We start from the raw sequence: 22,664 nt of genomic DNA, 5'->3' as shown, positions 1-22,664 counted from the left end.
GTCAGGCCAGCCCGGCCGAGATGACCGCGAGCGGCAGCAGCGCGGCGAGCACGAGCAGTTCCGCGGTGTCGGCCACACGGATGAGGCGCAGACGGGTCTTCGGCGCGAGCAGGGTGATGGTCACGACGCTGACGGTCGCGATGAGCAGCACGACCAGGATGCCGACCCGCAGCCCCGGCTGCGCGAGAGAGGCCACGACGCCCGCGACGACGAGCCCCAGGATGCCGGTGGCCATGACGGTCAGGACGCCCGAGCGCGCATAGGTCTGCCGTGACGGGAACATCATGCCGGCGAAGGCGAGGGCGCACACGAGCGCACCCGTGGCGTTCTGGGCCGCGACGAGGGGAGTGGCGACCAGGATCGCCGCCGCGAGGGCCAGGCGCAGCGCGATGAGGATGCGCTTGCCCTGCGCGACGCGGGCGGCGACGTCATCGGCGTCGATCGGCTGCGGGTCGGCGAAGATCTCGACGTCGTTCTGCGGGGAGGCCACGCGCAGGCGGGTGGTGCTCATCGCAAGCCACGGCAGAGCCCCCGCGAGCGTCGCGACGATTCCGACCATGAGCGTCCACACCGTCGGGGCCGGGAAGAACGCGGCGAGCGTGCCGGTGACGCCGAGCGCGCCCCCGGCGACGAGCGGGGTCAGTTGCAGCTCGGCGCGCTCGCGGGTGAGCGCCAGGGCGACGCCGGCGATCACGAACGCCCCGCCTCCTGCGGCGGCCAGCGGCCAGCCCCACATGTCGAACGAGGCGGGGATCGCGAGGAACCCTGCGACGGCGGCGAAGACGGATGCCGCCATGCCGAGCCCCTGGCCGGCCTCGCGCTGACCGAGCCGGGCGACCACGGCCGAGACGACGAGCAGCACCACGGCACCGCCACCGGCGACGAGAGCCCCGAGCGGCAAGGCGCGGCCCGCGGCGAGCAGCAGCACCGCGCACACCCCGAGCAGGGCGAGGCTGACGGCCAGCGCGGTGCGAGCGTTGTCGCGCGTGGTCCACGGGCGGTTCTGCTGCGCGGTGGCGTCGATGACCGCCTCGACGATGTCGTCGTAGACGCGGGGCTGCGCCACGAGTCCTCCGCGCACCAGGGTGAGCACCTCGCCGTCGACGATGCCCTGGGCCGAGGCGCCGAGCGAGGGATCGACGGTGGACCCGTCGGCGCGCTGCAGGGCGTACCCGGCGGAGGTCATCGATGCGTCGAGAACCCCGAGCGAGCGGGCGAACCCGGGCAGGAACTCGATGACGGGCACCTGTGCGGGAATGGCGATGTCGAGCCGCCGCCCCTCGCTCTGCACGGAGAGTCGCAGCAGCGCTCGTGTCGCGTTCATGACGTCAGCCATCCGCGGCCCCCTCTTTCCGGACCGAAGCCCCCTGCGGTCAGACCTCGAAATCCTATCGCCGCGGGTCGCGGCGGCGGTCGAGCGCCGAGCGGTGATCGCTCACCGCTCGGCGTTCAGCGCTGCGTGTTCGGCGTCGGCCGCTCAGCGCCGAGCCGGTCACTGGAAGCGCGCGGCCGACGCCCGGTCGGCCGAGACGTAGTCGTCGGCGATCGAGTCGGTGGCGTTCGAGATGCGCGACAGTGCGTCCCGCATCTGCTCGAGAGTGGCGCTCCACTGCTGCTGGGCGTTGTTGTAGGCCGCCTGAGCGGTGCCCTCCCAACTCCCGCGCAAGCGCGAGACCTCGGCATCCAGTCCGCCGAGGGCGGCGTCGATGCGCGCGCTCTCGGAACGCAGCCGCGCGGCGGCGGCGTGCAGGGCTTCGGGGGTGACGCGGAGATCGCCCATCTCACTCTCCTCCTAGCAGCGAGCCGAGGCCCTGGATGGTGGTGCGGTGCTGCTCCTCGACCGCTTCCTGGTCGCTCGCGGTCGCGCGCAGGGCCGCGCTGAGGGTGACGAGCACGTCGTTCAGACGGGTGGCCCCGGCCGTCCACTCGTTCACGAGCGCGTTGTACGAGCTCGCCGCGTCGCCGGACCAGTTGGCGGCGAGCTCGTCGAGTTCGGCGAGTACGCGGCGGGCGCTGTCGCTGATGTCGGCGTGCGCGCCCATCACCACTTCGGCGCCACGGACGAGCGCGCCCTCTTGGGCGGAGATGCGATCAGACATCGTCTTCCTTCTTGTCGGTCAGGGTCATCGGGCGACGAGGGTCACTCGTCGCGGCCGCCGGCCTGGGCGTTCTCGGACCGGGGACCGATCTCTTCGTCGTCTTCCATGCGCGGGGCGATCGGACCCGCGAGACCGCGTGCCTCGTCCTTCTTGCGCTCGGAGCGGGAGCCGGGGCCGCCCATGCCGCCCACGCCGCGCGATCCGGCACCCGCGGTGCGGCCGGTCCCGGCCGCTCCGGCGCCGGAACCACCAGCGGCGCCCACGCCGGCACGTCCGTTCGCCGCAGCTGCACGACCGCCGGACGTGCCCGTGGCCGAGCCACCCGCTCCGCCGACACCACCGGCGCGCGTGCCCGCGGCGCCGAGGCCGCCCGCTCGCGCACCGGCGCCACGCGCGGTTGAGTTGGCCGAACCCGTGCCCGCCGCGCCGAGACCGCCGACGCCGCGCGTTCCGAGACCGGCGCCGGCACCGGGCCGTCCGAGCAGACCGCCGGATCGTGCGCCGCCGGCGCCACCTGCGCCAACCGAACCGCCCGCGGGTCCGCCGAAGAGACGGCCACCGGGCACGCCCGGTGCTCCTGCTCCGCCGCCGACGCGTCCGAGCGCGAGCGCCCCGCCGCCGCCGGCGATGAGCCCCGCTCCCAGGCCCGAACCGAGACCGGCTCCGGGACCACCGGGCGTCCCGACGAGTCCGCCGCCCCCGCCGCCGGGAACCATCGGAATGCCACCGGGGAGAGTGGGGCTCCCACTGATTGGGCCGTCGGGTGTGGGGTCGGGCGGGACGTTGCCGATGTCGATCGGCGGCTGCCCTCCCGGGGTCTGGCCGGGAGGGTTCGGGAACGGCCCGTACTCGCTCGGGGGAGGCTGGAGGCCGCCGCCGCCACCACCGCCCCCGGGAGGCGGAGTGGCGGTGCCGCCACCGTTTCCGCCACCGGCAGCGCCGCCGCCGGACATGTCCCAGTCGGGGTAAGACTCGAAACTGCGTTGCTGGGCGCCGTATCCGCCGGCCGGTACTTCCGAAGAAGAGGGTGAGCTCGTGGGTTCGGAGGAGATCACCGTCGACGAGAAGGCCGGCGGCTCCCTCATCTCGATGGCATCCATCTGATCCGAATGCTTCTCGACGGCCGTACGTGCGGCCTCTTCGCGCTGTGAGGCCATGTATCCGTTGATGGCACGACTTGCGCCTTCACCGGCGAGGAACGCCACCGGTCCGAAGACGATCGACGCGCCCGCGGCCGCCCCGCGGACCATCGCCTCCTGGTTGCCGTTCATCTCGCCCGGAGGCAGTGACGCGGCCGAGTCCCGCGCCTGGCGACGCACATCGTTCGCATCGATGAGGCGCTCGTTGACATGGTCGCGCAGATATTGGATTTGCGCATCGACCTCGGTGACCGAGGCCGCGAACTTCGCTCGCGCCGCATCTCCGGCATCCCCGCCGATGCCGGTGTCTTTCGACGCCGCATCGAGGACCTGCCTCAGCGCTTCGAGGGCGTTGGCCAGCTCGTAACGGGTTGGCATGTCCCACGGAACGCCACCCTCCGCGAGGTTCTGCAGGCGCTGTTCCCACGTACCTGTCACGGTGTGTTCCCCTTTCCGGCCTTGCGGCGCTGGGCGATGACGATGAGCACAACCACGACGGCGGCCACCACGATGAGGACACCGATGCCGGTGACGACCCAGACGACGAGAGAAGCCATGTCGAAACCGGAGGACGGCGGAGCGGTGTCTCCGTACTGATCCATGCTGCGAGGGATGGTGACGGGGACGAAGCCCTCGGTCTTCGCCGTGTCGATCTGCTCCGGCGTCGGTACACCCACCTGTTTGCTCAGGAGAGGCGATTCATCCGGGAAGGTGGTCGGGTCCACGCTGAGCAGAGTCGGGAGCCACGCGGCCCCGTAGCCGTAACCGTCTTCGGTGCGCGCCGGATCGTGCTGCGTGCCGTTCGTGGTCGCGATCAGCGATTGAACGAGTTGGTCACCGGTGGCCTCGGGGTATTTCTGCGCGGCGAGGGCGAGCATGCCCGCCACCATGGGCGCGGCGAATGACGAACCCACGGCTGCACGCGAGGAGTTCCAGTCGCCGTCGATCCCGACGGTCGGCAGATTGACGCCCGCAGCGACGACATCGGTCGTGGGCACGACGAAGGGCGCACCGGCCCCGTCGGTCTGGACGGCGCCTTCACGGTCGATCGCGGTGGCGGCGATGACACCGTTGAAGCTCGCCACGTCCGTTCCGCTGTCCACGGGAGTGTCGGCGTTGGGTGTGCCCACGACGATCGTCACCCCGCGCGCGAGGGCGTACGCGATGGCCGGTGCGTCGTTCTCGTACGCCCTCCTCTGAACCGACGTCGTGATGATCTCGGCCCCCTCGTCCACGGCCTTCTTCACCGCGTAGCCGAACATCGAGACGTCGTCGTCCGTGTTCGGGCGGCAATAATCCTCCTCCCGAAGGTCGAGGGTGCCGTATCCGTAGAAGGTCACATCGGCGTCGGGGGCGATACCGCGGATGCCGCTCGCGCCGGCGCCGTTGCCGATGAGCAGGGCGGCCATCGTGGTGCCGTGAATGGAGGGTTCGGTCGCCGTCTCGGACACCGGTTCGGTGCGGGACTCGCAGATCTGGGTGTCGCTGACGGTGAGGTTGCGTCCCTCGAAGATCGGCAGGTCGGGATCGATCTGCGTGTCGATGACGGCGATCTTGACGCCCGCCCCGGTGATTCCGGAGTCGTGCGCGGCCTGCACCTCGTACGTGTCGTACCACCAGTCGTAGTCGCCCCCGGCCGCAGCCTGCGCAGCCGGTGCGACGCCCGCGCCGGCGAAGACGCCGACGATCAGCGCGCCCCCCAGCGCGCGCAGGGCCCGGCGACGGCGTCGGGTCACTGGGGTCCTCCGCCGAGAACGGAGCGCACGCCCGCCGCACCGCCGGTGGGCGCCGGCTGAGCGGGCGCCGCGGTGGGCTCCGAGGCCGACTCGACGATCGAGAGGGCGTTCTGCGCCATGGCCGAACCCGAGGTGTCGGTGTCCTGGAGCGACTGCGCAGCCTGTGACAGGGCGTCGGCGCTCCCGGCCACCATCTGACGCAGCTTCTCCACCTCCGAGGCCAGCTCCTGCGCGCGCTGGCGGACGCGATCGGTGAACGCCGCCGCGGCCGGCTCGGTGCCGTTGCCGTCGACGATCTCGATGGCGCCCGCGGAGGGAAGCTCCTCCGGTACCTGCGTCAGCTGCAGGACGCGCTGGATGGCGAGGTCGAGGTTGAGGAAGATCGAGTCGGCCATGGGGGATCACTCGTTTCTCTGTGATCGGGATGCGAGGGGATCGGGCTCGTGAGCGACGAGGCGCACGAGCCCAGAGAACCGGCGGCCGCCGCAGCGACCGCCGGTCCGGAGTGGTTCAGGCGAAGCGGCCCGCGGCCGACTTGTCGGTCGAGGTGTAGCCCTGGGCGATCTCGTCGGTCTTGCCGGCGATCTGCTGGAGCAGCTCGTTCAGGCGGGTGATGGACTGGGTCCACTGCGCCTGGGCCTGGTCGTAGGCGGTCTGCGCCTCACCATCCCAGGACGCGCGGAGGGCGTTGACCTGCGACTCGAGCTCGTCGAGACGGGTGCGGATGCCGGAGGCGCCGTTGCGGATCTGACCGGAGAGGGCGATGACCTGCTCGGGACGAACGGACATGGACTGCATGAGAGTTCCTTCTTTCGTGTCGAGCGGGTCAGCCGAGCAGCGAGCCCAGGTTGCCGATGGTCTGCTGGTGCGACTCTTCCGACGCCGCCTGGTCGCGCTCGGTGCCGCGGAGGGCGTCCTCGAGCGTCACGAGCACGTTGTTGAGCTTGGTCGTCTCTTCGTTCCACCGCTGCATGAGCTGGGTGTAGGAACCGGCTGCGGCGCCGGTCCAGAACCCGGCCACCTGGTCGAGTTCGCTGCGGACTTTGCGCACCTGCTCGTCGATGCCCGACTTCGCGGTGTTGACCGCTTCGGCCCCGCGACGAAGCGCACCCTCCTGGGCTGCGATGAGATCTGCCACGTTGTCTCCTCGATGTTCCTCCGGGGCGCGCCCGGGCGTTGCGGATCGTGTCTGCACGCACGGGGATCGGCCCCGAGCGCGGGATCGATGGAGTGACCGGAGCCCCCCACCGACCTTTGAACTTACGTAATGCTCGACGAAGCGACAACCCTCTTGCGCTTTTTGAAAGATGACAAAACTCTCATCTTTATTCCCGGTGATGAATGGAAACACGCGACCGCCTCCGCCGGGCGGATACGCTGGTGCGGTTGAGCCGGCCCTCGGGTCGGTGGCGCGAGAACGAGGGGGACCGTTGAGCGCGGAAGTGATGCAGGGGCGACGCGTCGCTCTCATCGATGGCGCGTCGAGATTCGACCTCGTGGTGCCGCTGCGTGCCGAAGTCCGCGATGTTCTTCGCGCCGCGGGCAGCCCGCTCGAGCGCGATGTGCGCGTGGTGGGGCTCTCGGGGCGCGAGATCGACCGCTCGACGACGATGACCGCCCTCGAGGACGGAGTCGTCCTCGTCCTGGTCGACCCCGCCGCCACGGTCGACCCGGTCGATCGGCGCGCGACACGGGTGCCGATCGCGGCGCGCGCGACGGCCGTGTGGATGGTGATCGCCGCGGCGGGCGGCATCTTGGCCTTCCTCCGTCTGCTCGGCGCCGACACTCTTCCGGGCGAGGTGCGCACTCCCGTCGCCGCGCTGGCCCTGCTCGCGGCTCTCGCGGCCGTCGCGGTGTTCTCGCTGCGCGCGCGGGCGCGCACGGCGACTCTCGCCCCCGTCGTGTCCGTCGCCGCCCTCGCGTTCGGCGGGGGAGTGGCGATCGTGCCCGATCTTCCCGCGTCGTCCGTGCAGGTCGCGGTGTTCACGGGTCTTCTCGCTGCGTCCGTCGTCACCGGGGTCGCCGGAGTGATGGGCGCCACCCAGACCCTCCGCGCGCAGAGCCGCACCGCGACGATCATCTCCGCCGTGCTTGCGGCCGTGTGGGCGCTCGCGCTCCTGCTGCACCTCGACCCCTCGGCCCCCGCCGCCGTGACCCTCGGACTCGTTCCCGTGGCCCAGCGCATCCTGCAGTCGAGCCTCGTCGACGTCGAGCCCGGCACGTTCATCGACTACGCACGCTTCCAGAGCACCCGATGGACGGTGCGGCAGAGCCTGCCCGACGAGGTGCGCACGATCGAGGCCGACGACGCCGACGCCCTCGTCGAGCGCTCGACCGCACGGTTGACGGTCGGGGTCGTGCTCCTCGTCGCGGCGGGGGCGGCCAGTGCGTTCGCCGCCCTGCCGACCTTCGCGGTCGCCGACCCTGTCGTTCTCGGCGGGCGCATCGCCCTCGCCGTCACGGTGGTGCTCGCGCTGCTGTTGAGTTCGCGAAAGAGCACGGTGCCCTTCCTGCGATGGGTGGCTCGATTCGGTGCCGTGGCGGTGACGGCGGCCGTGCTGACGGCCCTCGTGCCCACGATCGCGTCCGACATGCTCGTCGTCGTCGCCGGCGTCATCCTGGTCGCCGCCCTCGCCGCCGCCCTCCTCGTGGTCCCGGTGGGGCGCGGCCTGAGGTCGCTGGGATGGTCGCGCACGGGCGACGTGTTCGAGGCGCTCGCGACGGCCCTGTCGCTCCCGGCCGGTCTGCTGGCCGCCGGAGCGATCGAGGTCGCGCGTGCGATGATGGCGGCATGACGCCCTCGCCGCCGCTCGGCGCGCCCGCGACGGTGGGGGTGCGCCTTGGCGCCTTCAGCGTCGACGCCGCCCTCGTGGTCATCGCCGCCGGCGCGGCATCCCTCCTCGGATCGCCCGTCCTGGGGGCCGCGGTTGCCGCCGAGGCGCTGCTGGGCCTGTGGATCCTCCAGGCGCGTCGCGGTTTCGGCCCGGGCGCGCTGTTGTTCGGTCTGCGCACCTCGCGCGCCGAGGCTCCGCTCGTGCCCGGCGCGGGAAGGGCGTTCGTGCGCGGGTCGCTCGTGCTGCTCGGAGGTCTCGTCCTCGTCGCCGGAGCCTGGGTCGTCGTCGCGTCGGCCGCTTTCGACCGCTCGGGTTTGCGACGCTCCTGGGCCGACCGCGCGGCCGGCACCGTCCTCGTCGTCGCTCCCCGAGGGCGGCAGGAACAGGATGCCGACGACGCCCCCGCGCTCGCCGAACCCACCGTCCACGCGCGCCCCTCCGCCGGCCGCGAACCCCTGCGCGTGTCCGCCGCCGCCGCCGCGCTGCCCACCGCGCCGGCGTGGGACACCCCGCTGCTCGCCGTCGATGCGCCGGTTGCGACCGACGTTCCGGCCGCCGTCGACGCCCCCGCTGCGGCGGGCGGGCGTGCCCCCGTCGCCGCACCGCCCGCGCGGGCGGCGGAGGAGCCGATCGTCACGGGCGGCGTGGGCCGCGCGCAGCTGCTCGTGATCTTCGACACCGGTCAGCGCGAGCAGATCGACCTGCCCGCCTCGGTGAACTTCGGGCGCGCGCCGGTCGCGAGCGAGCCGGGCGACGTCCTGATCGCCGTCGACGATCCCGATCGTCTCATCTCGAAGACGCACCTGCGCCTCGAGCACGACGGCGAGACCGCGTGGGTCATCGACGCGGGTTCCACGAACGGCTCGGAGCTCATCGACGACGACGGAGCCGTCCACCCCCTGCAGCCCGGTGCGCGCACGCTGCTCGAAGACGGCACCCGGGTGCGTCTGAGCGAGCGCGTGTTCACCCTGAGCCGATTGATCGGAGGTCCGGTGTGAGCACGGGTCCGCGTATCGCCCCGCCATCGCTGCCCAACGGGCGGGTCGTGCTGCAGCCGCCGCCCGAGCTCGTTCCGAACGAAGGCGGCAGCGGCATCCTGACCTCCCTCCTGCCGATGCTCGGCAGCGTGGGCGCGATCGTCATGGTCACGATCTCGAACAGCGGCCCGACCGGTTTCCTCATCGGTGGCATGTTCCTGCTGTCGTCGCTGGGCTTCGTGGCCGTGAACGGGTGGCGCCAGCGCGCGCAGCGCAACGCCGAGGTGCTCGGCAACCGGCGCGAGTACCTCGCCTATCTGTCGGAGCTGCGCGAGACCGTGCGCGTGGCCGCGCGCAAGCAGCGTCGTCACGGCGGGTGGATCATGCCCGCCCCCTCGGCCCTGCCGTTCATCGCCGAGGAGCGCTCGCGCGTGTGGGAGCGTCAGCCCGGCGACGAGACGTTCCTGCTGGCCCGCATCGGCGTGGCCGATCAGCCGCTCAGCCTCACGCTCGAGGCTCCCGAGCTGCCGCCCCTGGCCCAGCTCGACCCCGTCGCGGCCTCCGCGGCGCACCGCTTCATGCTCACGCACGAGATCCAGCGCGATCTGCCGTTGGGCTTCCCGCTCGGCGAGTACGCGCGCATCGAGCTCGTCGGTCCCGACGAGGAGGCCGTGCGCAGCCTCGCCCGCTCGCTCGTCGCGTCGGCGGCGACGTTGCACGACCCCGAAGACGTCATTATCGCGGTCCTCGCCGGGCCCGCGCAGATCGGCGCTTGGGACTGGGTGAAGTGGCTGCCGCACGCGATGTCGTCGCGCGTGCAGGACCGCCTCGGCCCCGCGCGCATGATCGCGGCATCGCCCGACGAGCTGATGGACATGCTGCCCGCTCAGCTCGCCTCGCGCGCCCGCTTCACCCCCGGCGGTGGAATCACCCCGCACGTCGTCCTGGTGGTCGACGGCGTCGAGGCCTCCTCGAACGCCCCGCTCACCGGACTCGAGGGCGCGCAGGGCGTCACCGTCATCGACCTGCCCACGCGCTGGGACGAGCTCGACGACCCGGCCATCGCCCGCGTCGCCCTGGCGGACGCCCCGGTCGCCGTCCGCACGCGTCGCGGTGAGGCCGTGCCCGCCGTCGCCCCCGCCGAATTCATCGACGGCGCCGGTCGCGCGCAGTCCTTCGTCCCGGATGCCATGTCCATCGCCGAGGCCGAGGCGACCGCGCGCCGCCTCATGCCGTTGCGCCCCGCCCCGATGGTCGTCGTCGACGCCCCCACCGCGCAGGGCCAGGCGGAGCTGACCGAGCTCCTCGGCCTGCCCGACGTGCGCGCCGTCGACTTCGATCAGGCGTGGACTCCGCGCCTCGAGCGCGACCGCCTTCGCGTGCCGATCGGGCAGGAGCCCTCGGGCGCCCCGCTCGTGCTCGATCTCAAGGAGTCCGCCTCTCAGGGCATGGGCCCGCACGGCGTGATGGTCGGAGCGACGGGTTCGGGCAAGTCCGAGGTGCTGCGCACCCTCGTGCTCGCTCTCGCCATGACCCATTCGCCCGAGCAGCTCAACTTCGTCCTCGTCGACTTCAAGGGTGGAGCGACCTTCGCGGGCATGGCCGAGATGCCGCACGTGTCGGCGGTCATCACCAACCTCGGCAGCGAGCTCGCGCTCGTCGACCGCTTCCAGGACGCCCTGCAGGGCGAGGTCGTGCGCCGCCAGGAACTGCTGCGCTCGGCGGGCAACTTCGCCAACGTCGGCGAGTACGAGGCCGCACGTCGCGGTGGGCGCGGCGACCTGGTGCCGCTGCCGGCCCTGCTCATCGTCGTCGACGAGTTCTCCGAACTGCTCACGGCCAAGCCCGAGTTCGTCGACAGCTTCCTCAACATCGGCCGCGTCGGCCGTTCGCTGCACGTGCACCTGCTCCTGGCATCCCAGCGCCTCGAAGAGGGGAAGCTCCGCGGCCTCGACACCTACCTGTCGTACCGGATCGGCTTGCGGACGTTCTCGGCATCCGAATCCCGCACCATCATCGGCACCCCCGACGCCTACACGCTCCCGCAGGAGCCCGGCGTCGGCTTCCTCAAGAGCGACACCGAGAACCTCGTGCAGTTCCGCGCGGCCTACGTCTCCGGGCGCCCGCGGGGCACGGCCGGTGTCGATGTCGGAGGCGCCGAGTCCGTCTCGGGCGGCCCCGCCCGCGTCGAGGTGTTCACGGCTCTGGCCCAGCCCGACGACGACGGGTCGCCGGAGGAGGCGGATGCCGCGCCCGCGGCGATCGCGGCCCCCACGGCGGAGAAGCGCTCCACGTTCCAGATCGCGGTCGACCGCATGAAGGACCGCGGCCCGGAGGCTCACCAGGTGTGGCTGCCCCCTCTTGCGGAGCCGTCGCCGCTGGACGCCCTCATGCCGGATCTCGCCGAGGACCCCGAGCTCGGACTCGTGTCGCACCGCTGGCGCGGCGCCGGCGCGCTGACCGTGCCGATCGGACTCGTCGACATCCCGCTCGAACAGCGCCGCGACCACCTCACCGTGTCGCTCGGCGGCGCCGCGGGTCACGTGGCGATCGTCGGCTCGCCCCTGAGCGGCAAGTCGACGCTCGCGCGCACGCTCGTCTCGGCCCTCGCGCTGACCGGGACTCCGCGGGAGTTCCAGTTCTTCGTCCTCGACTTCGGCGGGGGCGGCTTCACCGCGATGCAGCAGCATCCGCACGTGTCGGGCGTCGCCACGCGTACGGAGCCCGAGGCGGTGCGCCGGGCCGTGGCCGAGGTGGAGGCCGTGCTCGACGCGCGCGAGCAGTACTTCCGCCGCAATGCGGTCGACTCCATCGAGACGTACCGTTCGCGCCGACGCGAGGGACGCCTCGACGACGGTTTCGGCGACGTCTTCCTCGTCATCGACGGCTGGTCGACCCTGCGCTCGGAGTTCGAGCCGCTCGAGGCGCGGGTGCAGACCATCGCCGCCCGCGGCCTCAGCTTCGGCGTGCACGTCGTCGTCACCGCGAACCGCTGGCTCGAGATCCGCGCCAACCTGAAGGACCTCATCCAGACGCGCCTCGAACTGCGCCTGGGCGACCCGACCGACTCCGACGTCGACCGCAAGCAGGCGGCGAACGTGCCCGTCGGTCAGCCCGGTCGTGGTCTCAGTGCGTCCAAGCTGCAGATGCTCACCGCGGTGCCGCGCGTCGACGGAGCCGACGATCCCGCCACGATCGCCGACGGCGTCGCCGACATGATCGGCCGCGTCGCGGCGGCGTGGCACGGCGAGCCCGGACCGAAGCTGCGTCTGCTGCCGGAGAACATCACGCTCGACGAGGTGCGCGCGCTCACCGAGCCCGGCGACGGCCGCATGCTGCTCGGCATCGAGGAGGCTCAGCTGGCGCCCTTCGGCATCGACCCCCGCGTCGAGCCGCACCTGTTCGTGTACGGCGACTCGGGCATGGGCAAGTCGTCGTTCCTCCGGGCGGTGGCGAAGGAGATCCAGAGGCTGTACACCCCCGCCGAGGCGAAGATCTTCGTGGTCGACTACCGCCGTGCGCTCCTCGGGGAGATCCCCGACGACTACCTCGGCGCCTACCTCACCTCGCACGATCTCGCGACCGGCGGCATGAACGACCTGGCGCAGTACTTCACCACGCGCATCCCGGGGCCCGACGTCACCCCGGCGCAGCTGCGGGAGCGCAGCTGGTGGAAGGGCGCCGAGGGGTTCATCCTCGTCGACGACTACGACCTCGTCGCCACGAGCCAGGGGAACCCTCTCGCCGTCCTCCAGCCGCTGCTCGCCCAGGCGGGCGACCTCGGCCTGCACGTGATCCTCACCCGACGCTCGGGCGGCGCGAGCCGCGCGGCGTACGACCCGATCATCCAGCGGTTCACCGACCTCGGCGTCACCGGCATCCTGCTCGGCGGCAACCCCGAAGAGGGGGCACTGATCGGCCGCGTCAAGCCGGAGCGCGCCGCTCCCGGCCGCGCGCAGATCGTCAGCCGCGAGCACGGGCTCGTGGCATCCCAGCTCGTGTTCTCGCCGCCGACGCACTGATCGAGCCGCTCCTCCCCAGCCGCCCCGTCATCCCCAGCAGATGGCGGGGCGGTGTCGGTGTCGGCGGCCCGGGTTACCGTGGAGGCGTGACATATCCCGGCGCCGCCCCCGAGTCGTACGCCGACGCGCCGCCCGAGTCGTACGACGTCCCCGACGATCCGTACGCCGGCGCGCAGTGGGACCCCGATCAGTTCGCGCCGCCCGACGATCTCGACGCGCCGCCGCCGCCGGTCGACCCCGCGTCGGCCTTCGCCCGCGCGGCCGCCGCCACGGGAACGGCCCGCGAGCTGCCGGCCGTCCGCGACTTCACCGGTCACGACCCGCGCGCGGTGCTGCACGAGGTCTACGGCTACGACGCGTTCCGGGGCGACCAGGCCGACATCGTCCAGCACGTGATCGACGGCGGCGACGCGGTGGTGCTCATGCCCACCGGTGGAGGAAAGAGCGTCACCTACCAGGTGCCCGCTCTCGTGCGGCCCGGAACGGGCCTGGTCGTCAGCCCCCTGATCGCCCTCATGCACGACCAGGTCGAGGCGCTCATCGCCAACGGCGTGCGCGCCGGCTACCTCAACTCGACGCAGGCGCCCGCCGAGCGCCAGGCCGTCGAGCAGGCGTACCTCGCGGGCGAGCTCGACCTCCTGTACGTCGCGCCCGAGCGGTTGAACGGCGCGCAGACCCTCGGGCTGCTCGCCCGCGGCCGCCTCAGCGTCATCGCGATCGACGAGGCGCACTGCGTGTCGCAGTGGGGTCACGACTTCCGCCCCGATTACCTCGCGCTCGGCGACCTCGCCGACCGGTTCCCCGGCGTTCCGCGCATGGCGCTCACCGCCACGGCGACGCCCGAGACAGCGCGCGAGATCGTGGAGCGTCTGCGGCTGCGCGACGCCCGTGGCTTCGTCGCGAGTTTCGACCGGCCCAACATCCAGTACCGCATCGACGCCAAGGTCGACCCGCGTCGTCAGCTGGTGCAGTTCATCCGCTCGCAGCCCGAGGGATCGGCGGGCATCGTCTACGCCCTCAGCCGCAAGACCGTCGAGCAGACCGCCGCCTATCTGGCGTCTCAGGGCCTCGATGCCCTCCCGTACCACGCGGGTCTCGACGCGTCCGTGCGCGCGGCGCACCAGTCGCGGTTCCTCCGCGACGACGGTGTGGTGATGGTCGCCACGATCGCGTTCGGCATGGGCATCGACAAGCCCGACGTGCGTTTCGTCGCCCACATCGATCTGCCCAAATCGGTCGAGGGCTACTACCAGGAGACCGGTCGAGCGGGCCGCGACGGCGACCCGTCGGTGGTGTGGATGGCCTACGGCCTGGGTGACGTCGTGCAGCAGCGCCGCATGATCGATCAGTCACCGGGCGACCGCTCCTACAAGATGCGCCTCGGCCAGCATCTCGACGCGATGCTCGCGCTGTGCGAGACGGTCGGATGCCGACGCCAGAACCTGCTCGACTACTTCGGTCAGCGCTCCGAGCCCTGCGGCAACTGCGACACCTGCCTCACCCCGCCCGACACCTGGGACGGCCTCATCGCCGCGCAGAAGCTGCTGTCGACGATCGTGCGTCTGCAGCGCGAGCGCGGGCAGGCCTTCGGCGCGGGCCACCTCATCGACATCCTGCGCGGGGCCAAGACGGAGCGCATCGCGCAGCAGGGCCACGACCGTCTGAGCACCTACGGTCTGGGAGCCGACCTGTCCGATCAGGACTGGCGCAGCGTCATCCGGCAGCTGCTCGCCCGCGGCATCATCGTTGCTCAGGGCGACTACGGCACGCTCGCACTGAGCGAGGCCTCTGCCGGGGTGCTGCGCGGAGAGACCCCCGTGCCGCTGCGTCGCGACGCCCTCGGCCGCACCGGTGGCGGCGGGGGGAGCCGTCAGCGCAAATCGAGCGCCGACGATGTCGCCCCCGACGATCGCGATCTCTTCGAGGCGCTGCGCGCATGGCGGGCCGAGAAGGCGCGCGAGCAGGGGGTGCCGGCGTACATCGTCTTCGGCGACGCCACGCTGCGCGCGATCGCCGCGGCGCGACCCGCCGCGGTCGGCGATCTCGACGGCATCACCGGCATCGGTGCCAAGAAGCGCGAGGCGTACGGCGAGGGCATTCTGACGGTGGTCGCGGCGAACTGACGCGGCCCGCCGGCGGGTCGCGCCCACGGAGCACCCTCTGGGCTCCGGCGACGTCGCCCGCGCCGCGCCGTGTCGTCCGCGCCGTGTCGTCCGTGCCGCGCCCGCCGCCGCCCGCCGCCGCGCTGCCGCCGCGCCATCCCCGCGCCCAGCGCACTCCCGGGAATGTTGACCCCCCACAACGACTCCAGGCGCGGGCGACCGGCCGCGTTGTGAACATCACACAGGATGTTTGAGCGGTCGTTGTGGGACACCTACCGTGGATGGCATCCCTTTGCAACGTCGAAAGGTGCCGAGAATGACCGACGCCGCCGTCCGTCCCACCACGCCCGCCACGAGCACGCGCACGCCCGTCGGGGGAGCGCCCACCGCCGCGCACACCGCGGCCGAGGCCGCCGAAGCCCGCATCGACACCGAGCGGGTCACTGATCTGCTGCTCGGTACGTGGGGCCACATCCGCCGCGAGGCGCGCGAGATGATCAAAGACCCCGCGCTCTGGCGCGATGACAGCCTCGGCATGGACGCGCACCGCGAGCGCACCCTCAGCCAGCTGCACCTCCTCGTGCAGAACAGGGCCGTGCACCGGGCCTTTCCGAAGCGTTTCGGCGGGGAGGAGAACAACGGCGCCAACATCGCCGGCTTCGAAGAACTCGTCGCCGCCGATCCCAGCCTGCAGATCAAGTCGGGTGTGCAGTGGGGCCTGTTCGGCTCGGCCGTGCTGCAGTTGGGCACGCGCGAGCACCACGACAAGTGGCTCCCCGGCATCATGAGCCTCGAGATCCCCGGCGCGTTCGCCATGACCGAGACCGGGCACGGCTCCGACGTCTCGGCCATCGGCACCACCGCGACCTACGACCCCGAGGCCGAGGAATTCGTCATCCACACGCCGTTCCGCGGCGCCTGGAAGGACTACCTGGGCAACGCCGCTCTGCACGGCAAGGCCGCCACGGTGTTCGCCCAGCTCATCACGAAGGGCGTCAACCACGGCGTGCACTGCTTCTACGTGCCGCTGCGCGACGACGAGGGGAACTTCCTCCCCGGCATCGGCGGCGAGGACGACGGCCTCAAGGGCGGTCTGAACGGCATCGACAACGGGCGGCTGCACTTCGACCAGGTGCGCGTCCCCCGCACGAACCTCCTCAACCGCTACGGCGACGTCGCTGCCGACGGCACGTACTCGAGCGAGATCGCGAGCCCCGGCCGCCGGTTCTTCACGATGCTCGGCACGCTCGTGCAGGGGCGCGTCTCGCTCGACGGCGCGGCCGCCTGGGCGTCGGCCATCGGCCTCACGATCGCGATCACCTACGGCAACCAGCGCCGTCAGTTCGATTCGGGCAGCGGCACCCCCGAGGTGACTTTGCTCGACTACGGCAAGCACCAGCGACGTCTTCTGCCGCGCCTGGCCACGACCTACGCCCAGATCTTCGCGCACGACGAGTTCCTGCAGAAGTTCGACGGCGTCTTCAGCGGCGCGCTCGACACCGACGCCGACCGCGAAGACCTCGAGACGCTCGCGGCCGCCCTGAAGCCCCTGTCGACCTGGCACGCGCTCGACACGCTGCAGGAGTCACGAGAGGCGTGCGGCGGCCAGGGCTTCCTCTTCGAGAACCGTCTGGTGGGCCTGCGCGCCGATCTCGACATCTACGTCACCTTCGAGGGCGACAACAACATCCTGCTGCAGCTCGTCGGCAAGCGTCTGCTCGCCGACTACGCGAAGCAGTTCAAGGGCAAGGATGCCAAGCAGCTCGCCGCCTTCGCGGTCGGCCAGACGGCCGGCAAGCTCTTCCACGGCGCGGGCATGCGTCAGCTGGGTCAGGCCGTGAGCGACTTCGGCTCGACCGCCCGCTCGGTCGAGAAGGGACTGCGCGCCGAACAGCAGCACGAGCTGCTCGCCGACCGCGTGCAGCAGATGATCGCCGACATCGCGGGGCGCCTGCGTCCGGCATCCAAGCTCTCGCGCGAAGACGCGGCGGCGTTGTTCAACGAGAACCAGGCGGAGCTCATCGAGGCCGCGCGCGCCCACGGCGAGCTGCTGCAGTGGGAGGCGTTCACCGACGCCATCAACCGCATCGACGACCGCGACACCCTGAAGGTGCTCACCTGGTTGCGCGACCTGTTCGGTCTGCAGCTGATCGAGAAGCACCTGGCCTGGTACCTCATCCACGGGCGGCTGTCGACGCAGCGGGCCGCGGCGGTGTCGAGCTACATCGACCGTCTGTGCGCTCGTCTGCGCCCGCACGCGCAAGACCTCGTCGACGCGTTCGGCTACGGCCCCGAGCACATCCGCGCCTCGATCGCGTCGGGCGTCGAGGACGATCGTCAGAACGAGGCCGCGTCGTACTACGCCGCGTTGAAGGCGTCGGGCAACGCCCCGGTTCCGGAGAAGAAGCCCGCGCGCTGAGTCGCGATCGACACCGCCCCGCCTCCACGAGAGGCGGGGCGGTGTCGTTTCGGCGCGCCGTGACAGGACATCCGTCGAGAACAGGCCGGGTGGCCGCTCATCGGTCCTGTCCTCGAACGATCCCCTGGCCCGATCGCCGCGCGGTGGGTGTCGGGGGTCCGGCATAGCCTGGGGGCATGAGCGACCTCGTGACCGCAGGCGACGGCGTCACCCGCTGCGCGTGGGCGGGCGCCGACGCCGAGTATCAGCGTTACCACGACGAGGAGTGGGGTACTGCGTTGCACGGCGACCGCCCGCTGTTCGAGAAGATGAGCCTCGAGGGATTCCAGGCGGGCCTCGCCTGGATCACCATCCTGCGCAAGCGTCCGCGCTTCCGTGAGGTGTTCCACGATTTCGAGCCCTCGGCCGTGGCGCGATTCGGTCCCGACGACGTCGAGCGCCTGCTCCAGGATGCCGGAATCATCCGCCACCGCGGCAAGATCGAGGCCGTGATCGGCAACGCCACGATCGTCGCGGGGATGGCCCCGGGCGAGCTCGATGCACTGATGTGGTCGTTCGCACCGGCGTCGCACACGCCGCCGGCGACCTTCGCCGACGTTCCCGCGGTGACGCCCGAATCGACCGCGATGAGCACCGAGCTCCGCCGCCGAGGGTTCCGGTTCGTCGGGCCCACCACGATGTACGCCCTCATGCAGTCGTCGGGCATGGTCGACGACCACGTGGCGGGGTGCTGGCGAGCGGCCTGACGGGCGGGCTGCTCGGAACCGGTAGACTAGGTGCAGGAGCTCTCGCTCCACGCGTCGTCGAACGCACCGGCCCCTTCTTCTCGGGCCTTTGACCTTCACGGCGAACGGATGCGCCACCCGGCGCCTTCGCCCATTTCTGCCGCAGCATCGCGGCATCCCGAACCGCCGCGTGCTCCCGCGCCGCGGCAGGAGTATTCATGACGTCTCAGACTTTCACCGACCTCGGCGTGCCCGCGCCGCTGGTCGACGTTCTCGCCGCTCAGGGCAAGAACGAGCCCTTCCCCATCCAGGCCGACACCCTGCCCGACACCCTCGCCGGCCGTGACGTGCTCGGCCGCGGCAAGACCGGCTCCGGCAAGACCCTGGCCTTCTCGCTGCCGCTCGTGGCACGCCTCGCCGCGAAGACCGACCGCCGCCGCGGTCGCAAGCCCCGCGCCCTCGTGCTGGCACCCACGCGCGAGCTCGCGAACCAGATCGACGAGGTCATCAAGCCCCTCGCCGCCGCCTTCGGGCTGGTCACCACCACCGTGTACGGCGGGGTCAACCAGAAGCGCCAGGTCGACGCGCTCGCCGCGGGTGTCGACATCCTCGTCGCCTGCCCGGGCCGCCTCGAAGACCTGATCGGTCAGGGCTTCGCCAACCTCGGCGACGTCGAGATCACCGTCCTCGACGAGGCCGATCACATGGCCGACCTCGGCTTCCTCCCCGGTGTCACCCGTCTGCTGTCGCGCACGCCCGCCGACGGTCAGCGTCTGCTGTTCTCGGCGACGCTCGACAACGGCGTCGACAAGCTCGTCAAGCGGTTCCTCCGCAACGAAGTCCTGCACTCGGTCGACGAGGCGCACTCGCACGTCGCCGCGATGACGCACCACGTCTTCGCCCCCGCCGACGCCGACGCGAAGAAGGAGCTCGTGCAGACGCTCGCCTCGGGCACGGCCCGTCGCATCCTCTTCATGCGCACCAAGCACCAGGCCAAGAAGCTGGCGAAGGCGCTCACCGCCGCCGGCATCCCCTCGGTCGACCTGCACGGCAACCTGTCGCAGCCGCAGCGCGACCGCAACCTCGCCGCCTTCGGCGACGGACGCGCCAAGGTGCTCGTCGCCACCGACGTGGCCGCCCGCGGCGTCCACGTCGACGGCGTCGAGCTGGTCGTGCACGTCGACCCGCCCGTCGAGCACAAGGCGTACCTGCACCGCTCCGGCCGCACGGCCCGCGCGGGCACGGCCGGCGACGTCGTGACGATCATGCTCCCCGAGCAGCGACGCGACACGCTCGACATCCTGCGCAAGGCCAAGATCTCGGCCACCCCGCAGCCCGTCACCCCGACCTCGCCCGAGGTCGTGGCGCTGGTCGGCGAGGTCGCCCCGTACGTCAAGCCCGAGCCCGTCGTCGTGCAGCCGCAGGGCGGTGGACGCTCGCAGGGCGCCAACGCCCAGCGCAAGCGCGCCGCCCGCACCCCGGGTCAGGATGCCGCGGCCCCGGCCGCCGGCGGCGGTCGCCGTCGTCGCGGACGCGGCGGCAGCGGTCAGGGTGGCGAGGCCCCCGCAGCGTCCGGCCACGCTCCCCAGGGTGGCCGTGGCCAGGGCCAGCGCTCGGGCGCCGGTCGCGGCCAGGCCGGAGCGGGTGCGCAGCGCGCCGGCGCCGGCGCGGGTCGTCCGCAGGGCGCGGGTCGCTCGGCATCCGGAACGCCCACGACCGGCATGGTCGTCGGCGCCCGCAGCCCGCGCACGAACCGTCGCGCTCAGGGCTGACGCCTTCCTCCTGGCGCCCCCGCAGATCCGTCTGCGGGGGCGCCGTCGTCTGTGCGGTCGCTCGCCCGCGCCCCTGTGCACAACGGCGGATGCCGTGGGCGACCCGCCGAGCCTGGGGGCCTGTGCTGCGGTGTGTCGCGGGGTCGGCCTGCCGTTGTGCACGCGGGCGCCGACGGGCGACCCCACGGCCGACCGGGACGCACCGCCGAATCGGCACATCGTCGATGTCGGTGATCTGCGCCACACTGGGGACGATCCCGAGGAGGCGCCCATGACCGATCCCGACGCCCACGACGTCATCCGCGTGCGCGGCGCCCGCGAGAACAATTTGAAGAACGTCGACCTCGACGTGCCCAAGCGGCGCCTCACGGTGTTCACCGGGGTCAGCGGATCGGGCAAGTCGTCGCTGGTCTTCGGCACGATCGCCGCCGAGTCGCAGCGGCTGATCAACGAGACCTACCCCACCTTCGTGCAGCAATTCATGGGCGAGCTGTCGCGACCCGACGTCGACGCCCTCGAGAACCTCAGCGCCACCATCCGCGTCGATCAGGAGCGCATGGCTGCGAACGCCCGCTCCACCGTCGGCACCGCGACCGACGTGCACGCCATGCTGCGGGTCCTGTTCAGCCGCCTCGGTCAGCCGCACGTCGGGTCTTCTCAGGCGTTCTCGTTCAACGTGCCCTCGATCTCGGGGGCGGGTGCGGTCACGATCGCCACGGGCGCGAAAAAGGGGCAGAAGCAGCGTCGCTCGTTCGAGATCACCGGTGGCATGTGCCCCGAGTGCGAGGGCCTCGGTCAGGTCGGCGACCTCGACCTCGATCAACTCGTCGACGCCTCGCTCTCGCTCAACGCCGGAGCCATCCTCGTGCCCGGCTACACGGCCGACGGCTGGATGGTGCGCGTCTTCAGCGAGTCGGGCTTCGTCGACCCCGACAAGCCCGTGCGCGACTTCACCCCCCAGGAGCACGCCGACTTCTTCTACAAGGAGCAGACGAAGGTCCGCATCGCGAACACCAACATGACGTACGAGGGGCTCGTCCCCAAGATCACCAAGAGCATGCTGCAGAAAGACCGCGACGCGTTGCAGCCGCACGTCCGCGCCTTCGTCGACCGTGCGGCCACGGTCGTCGCGTGCCCGGCGTGCGAGGGCACTCGCCTCAACGAGGGCGCGCGGTCATCGCGCATCGGGGACGTCAACATCGCGGATGCCGCGGCCATGCAGATCACCGATCTCGCGGTCTGGGTCGGCACCATCGACGACCCTTCGGTGGCGCCCCTCGTGCAGGGTCTGCGCGACACGCTCGACGCGTTCGTCCACATCGGGCTCGGCTACCTCTCGCTCGACCGTTCCAGCGGCACGCTGTCCGGGGGAGAGGCGCAGCGCACCAAGATGATCCGCCACCTGGGCTCGAGTCTCAGCGACATCACCTACGTCTTCGACGAACCCACCGCGGGCCTGCACCCGCACGACATCCAGCGCATGAACGAGACGCTTCTGCAGCTGCGCGACAAGGGCAACACGGTGCTCGTCGTCGAGCACAAGCCCGAGGTCATCGACATCGCCGACCATGTGGTCGATCTCGGTCCGCGCGCGGGCCGCGAGGGCGGCGCCATCCAGTTCCAGGGCGACGTCGCAGGGCTGCGTGCGTCCGACACCTTGACGGGCCGCTTCCTCGATCACCGCGCGCAGCTCAAAGACATCGTGCGCACGGGCACCGGCGCGCTCTCGATCCGCGGCGCGACCCAGCACAATCTCCGCGGCGTCGACGTCGACATCCCGCTCGGCGTGCTGACGGTGGTGACCGGAGTCGCCGGGTCCGGCAAGTCGTCGCTCATCCACGGCAACCTCCCCGCGTTCGACGACGTCGTCGTGGTCGATCAGACCGCCATCAAGGGGTCACGCCGCAGCAGTCCCGCGACCTACACCGGCATCCTCGACGCGGTACGTGCGGCCTTCGCGAAGGCGAACGGCGTCAAGCCGGCGCTCTTCAGCGCCAACAGTCAGGGCGCCTGCGCGGCGTGCAAGGGACTCGGCGTGATCGTGACGCAGCTGGGGTTCCAGTCCACGGTCGAGACCGTCTGCGAGCTGTGCGAGGGCACCGGGTTCTCCGACGACGTGCTGGAGTACACGCTCGACGGCAAGAACATCGCCGAGGTGCTCGCGATGTCGGTCGCCGAGGCGGGGGAGTTCCTCGTCACCGGTCCGGCCGTCGCCGTCCTCGGCCGCCTGCGCGACGTGGGGCTCGGCTACCTCACGCTGGGGCAGTCGCTGAGCACGCTGTCGGGCGGAGAACGCCAACGCCTCAAGCTCGCGATCTCGATGGCCAAGGCGGGAGCCGTGTACGTCCTCGACGAGCCCACGACGGGTCTGCACCTCGCCGACGTCGACAGGCTCCTCCGGCTGCTCGATCACCTCGTGGATGCCGGCAACACCGTCGTCGTGATCGAACACCATCAAGCCGTGATGGCGCACGCCGACTGGCTCATCGACCTCGGGCCGGGAGCCGGTCGCGACGGCGGCACGGTCGTGTTCGAGGGGACACCCGCCCAGCTCGTCGCCGAGCGCTCGACCCTGACGGGGGAGCACCTCGCGCGCTACGTCGGCGCCTGATCCCCGAGGGGCGAACGCACGTCGGGCTCTTCGGACGTGCGATCGCGCGAGCCCTCAGCCCCGCGCGCTACGTCGGCGCACGACCCCCGAGGAGCGAACGCACGTCGGGCTCTTCGGACGTTCGACCGCGCCCCCCGGAGCCTCGCGCTCCGTCGGCGCACAACCTCCGGCAACGCACTCGCCTCGCCGGTACCAGAACGCCCGACGTCGACGCTTCTCGCGCGCTCC

General features: G+C 71.6%; 16 protein-coding genes. 8 read left to right on the top strand and 8 right to left on the bottom strand.

Annotated elements, in window-relative coordinates:
- Position 1: 1 nt before the first annotated feature.
- The 8 genes from eccD to RWH44_RS04300 form a co-directional block, all read right to left on the bottom strand.
- On the bottom strand, positions 2-1,336 hold the full coding sequence (gene eccD, locus RWH44_RS04335) for a type VII secretion integral membrane protein EccD (RefSeq protein WP_298870679.1): 1,335 nt from the start codon (positions 1,334-1,336) through the stop codon (positions 2-4).
- Positions 1,337-1,492: 156 nt separating this feature from the next.
- Positions 1,493-1,780 (bottom strand): WXG100 family type VII secretion target, encoded by a 288-nt coding sequence (locus RWH44_RS04330; protein ID WP_298870681.1) that lies wholly within the window; start codon positions 1,778-1,780, stop codon positions 1,493-1,495.
- A 1-nt stretch (position 1,781) separates the two neighbouring features.
- Positions 1,782-2,099, bottom strand: a complete 318-nt coding sequence (locus RWH44_RS04325) for a WXG100 family type VII secretion target (RefSeq protein WP_076673392.1) — start codon at positions 2,097-2,099, stop codon at positions 1,782-1,784.
- A gap of 41 nt (positions 2,100-2,140) precedes the next feature.
- Positions 2,141-3,676 carry a hypothetical protein gene (locus RWH44_RS04320; RefSeq protein WP_316003582.1) on the bottom strand — a complete coding sequence of 512 codons (1,536 nt, stop codon included), beginning with the start codon at positions 3,674-3,676 and terminating at the stop codon, positions 2,141-2,143.
- On the bottom strand, positions 3,673-4,974 hold the full coding sequence (locus RWH44_RS04315; RefSeq protein WP_316003581.1) for a S8 family peptidase: 1,302 nt from the start codon (positions 4,972-4,974) through the stop codon (positions 3,673-3,675). Before RWH44_RS04315 ends, RWH44_RS04320 begins: the two co-directional genes overlap by 4 nt.
- The gene (locus tag RWH44_RS04310) at positions 4,971-5,369 is read right to left on the bottom strand and encodes a hypothetical protein (protein WP_076673397.1); all 399 of its coding nucleotides are present in this window, start codon (positions 5,367-5,369) and stop codon (positions 4,971-4,973) included. The genes RWH44_RS04315 and RWH44_RS04310 overlap by 4 nt, the downstream gene beginning before the upstream one ends.
- 115 nt (positions 5,370-5,484) lie before the next feature.
- Positions 5,485-5,772 carry a WXG100 family type VII secretion target gene (locus RWH44_RS04305; protein WP_076673399.1) on the bottom strand — a complete coding sequence of 96 codons (288 nt, stop codon included), beginning with the start codon at positions 5,770-5,772 and terminating at the stop codon, positions 5,485-5,487.
- A gap of 28 nt (positions 5,773-5,800) precedes the next feature.
- The gene (locus RWH44_RS04300; RefSeq protein WP_076673401.1) at positions 5,801-6,112 is read right to left on the bottom strand and encodes a WXG100 family type VII secretion target; all 312 of its coding nucleotides are present in this window, start codon (positions 6,110-6,112) and stop codon (positions 5,801-5,803) included.
- Positions 6,113-6,404: 292 nt separating this feature from the next.
- On the opposite strand from RWH44_RS04300, the gene RWH44_RS04295 reads away from it, so the two are divergent.
- The 8 genes from RWH44_RS04295 (at position 6,405) to RWH44_RS04260 (ending at position 22,436) form a co-directional block, all read left to right on the top strand.
- Entirely contained in the window at positions 6,405-7,769 is a 1,365-nt protein-coding gene (locus tag RWH44_RS04295) for a hypothetical protein (RefSeq protein WP_316003580.1), read from the top strand.
- Positions 7,766-8,806, top strand: a complete 1,041-nt coding sequence (locus tag RWH44_RS04290) for an FHA domain-containing protein (RefSeq protein ID WP_316003579.1) — start codon at positions 7,766-7,768, stop codon at positions 8,804-8,806. The genes RWH44_RS04295 and RWH44_RS04290 overlap by 4 nt, the downstream gene beginning before the upstream one ends.
- Positions 8,803-12,807 carry a type VII secretion protein EccCa gene (eccCa, locus tag RWH44_RS04285; RefSeq protein WP_316003578.1) on the top strand — a complete coding sequence of 1,335 codons (4,005 nt, stop codon included), beginning with the start codon at positions 8,803-8,805 and terminating at the stop codon, positions 12,805-12,807. Before RWH44_RS04290 ends, eccCa begins: the two co-directional genes overlap by 4 nt.
- An 86-nt stretch (positions 12,808-12,893) precedes the next feature.
- The gene (recQ, locus tag RWH44_RS04280; protein WP_316003577.1) at positions 12,894-14,930 is read left to right on the top strand and encodes a DNA helicase RecQ; all 2,037 of its coding nucleotides are present in this window, start codon (positions 12,894-12,896) and stop codon (positions 14,928-14,930) included.
- A 295-nt stretch (positions 14,931-15,225) separates the two neighbouring features.
- Positions 15,226-17,328: an acyl-CoA dehydrogenase family protein gene (locus RWH44_RS04275; RefSeq protein ID WP_316003576.1), complete on the top strand. Its 2,103-nt coding sequence runs from the start codon at positions 15,226-15,228 to the stop codon at positions 17,326-17,328.
- A 176-nt stretch (positions 17,329-17,504) separates the two neighbouring features.
- Positions 17,505-18,074, top strand: coding sequence for a DNA-3-methyladenine glycosylase I (locus RWH44_RS04270; protein ID WP_316003575.1), 570 nt, complete (start codon positions 17,505-17,507; stop codon positions 18,072-18,074).
- 197 nt (positions 18,075-18,271) lie between these two features.
- Entirely contained in the window at positions 18,272-19,825 is a 1,554-nt protein-coding gene (locus RWH44_RS04265; protein ID WP_316003574.1) for a DEAD/DEAH box helicase, read from the top strand.
- Positions 19,826-20,096: 271 nt separating this feature from the next.
- On the top strand, positions 20,097-22,436 hold the full coding sequence (locus tag RWH44_RS04260) for an ATP-binding cassette domain-containing protein (RefSeq protein ID WP_316003573.1): 2,340 nt from the start codon (positions 20,097-20,099) through the stop codon (positions 22,434-22,436).
- Positions 22,437-22,664: the final 228 nt, after the last annotated feature.

Source organism: Microbacterium phycohabitans, assembly GCF_032464935.1.
Classification (GTDB): Bacteria; Actinomycetota; Actinomycetes; order Actinomycetales; family Microbacteriaceae; genus Microbacterium; species Microbacterium phycohabitans.
Note: the sequence above shows the minus strand (reverse complement) of the source record. Positions and strands in the feature narration are given on the sequence as shown.

What these genes read in the sequence shown, in the direction of transcription:
- eccD (WP_298870679.1), bottom strand. Translation starts at nt 1,336, where the DNA reads ATGGCTGACGTCATGAACGCGACACGAGCGCTGCTGCGACTCTCCGTG.
- RWH44_RS04330 (WP_298870681.1), bottom strand. Translation starts at nt 1,780, where the DNA reads ATGGGCGATCTCCGCGTCACCCCCGAAGCCCTGCACGCCGCCGCCGCG.
- RWH44_RS04325 (WP_076673392.1), bottom strand. Translation starts at nt 2,099, where the DNA reads ATGTCTGATCGCATCTCCGCCCAAGAGGGCGCGCTCGTCCGTGGCGCC.
- RWH44_RS04310 (WP_076673397.1), bottom strand. Translation starts at nt 5,369, where the DNA reads ATGGCCGACTCGATCTTCCTCAACCTCGACCTCGCCATCCAGCGCGTC.
- RWH44_RS04305 (WP_076673399.1), bottom strand. Translation starts at nt 5,772, where the DNA reads ATGCAGTCCATGTCCGTTCGTCCCGAGCAGGTCATCGCCCTCTCCGGT.
- RWH44_RS04290 (WP_316003579.1), top strand. Translation starts at nt 7,766, where the DNA reads ATGACGCCCTCGCCGCCGCTCGGCGCGCCCGCGACGGTGGGGGTGCGC.
- RWH44_RS04275 (WP_316003576.1), top strand. Translation starts at nt 15,226, where the DNA reads ATGACCGACGCCGCCGTCCGTCCCACCACGCCCGCCACGAGCACGCGC.
- RWH44_RS04270 (WP_316003575.1), top strand. Translation starts at nt 17,505, where the DNA reads ATGAGCGACCTCGTGACCGCAGGCGACGGCGTCACCCGCTGCGCGTGG.
- RWH44_RS04265 (WP_316003574.1), top strand. Translation starts at nt 18,272, where the DNA reads ATGACGTCTCAGACTTTCACCGACCTCGGCGTGCCCGCGCCGCTGGTC.
- RWH44_RS04260 (WP_316003573.1), top strand. Translation starts at nt 20,097, where the DNA reads ATGACCGATCCCGACGCCCACGACGTCATCCGCGTGCGCGGCGCCCGC.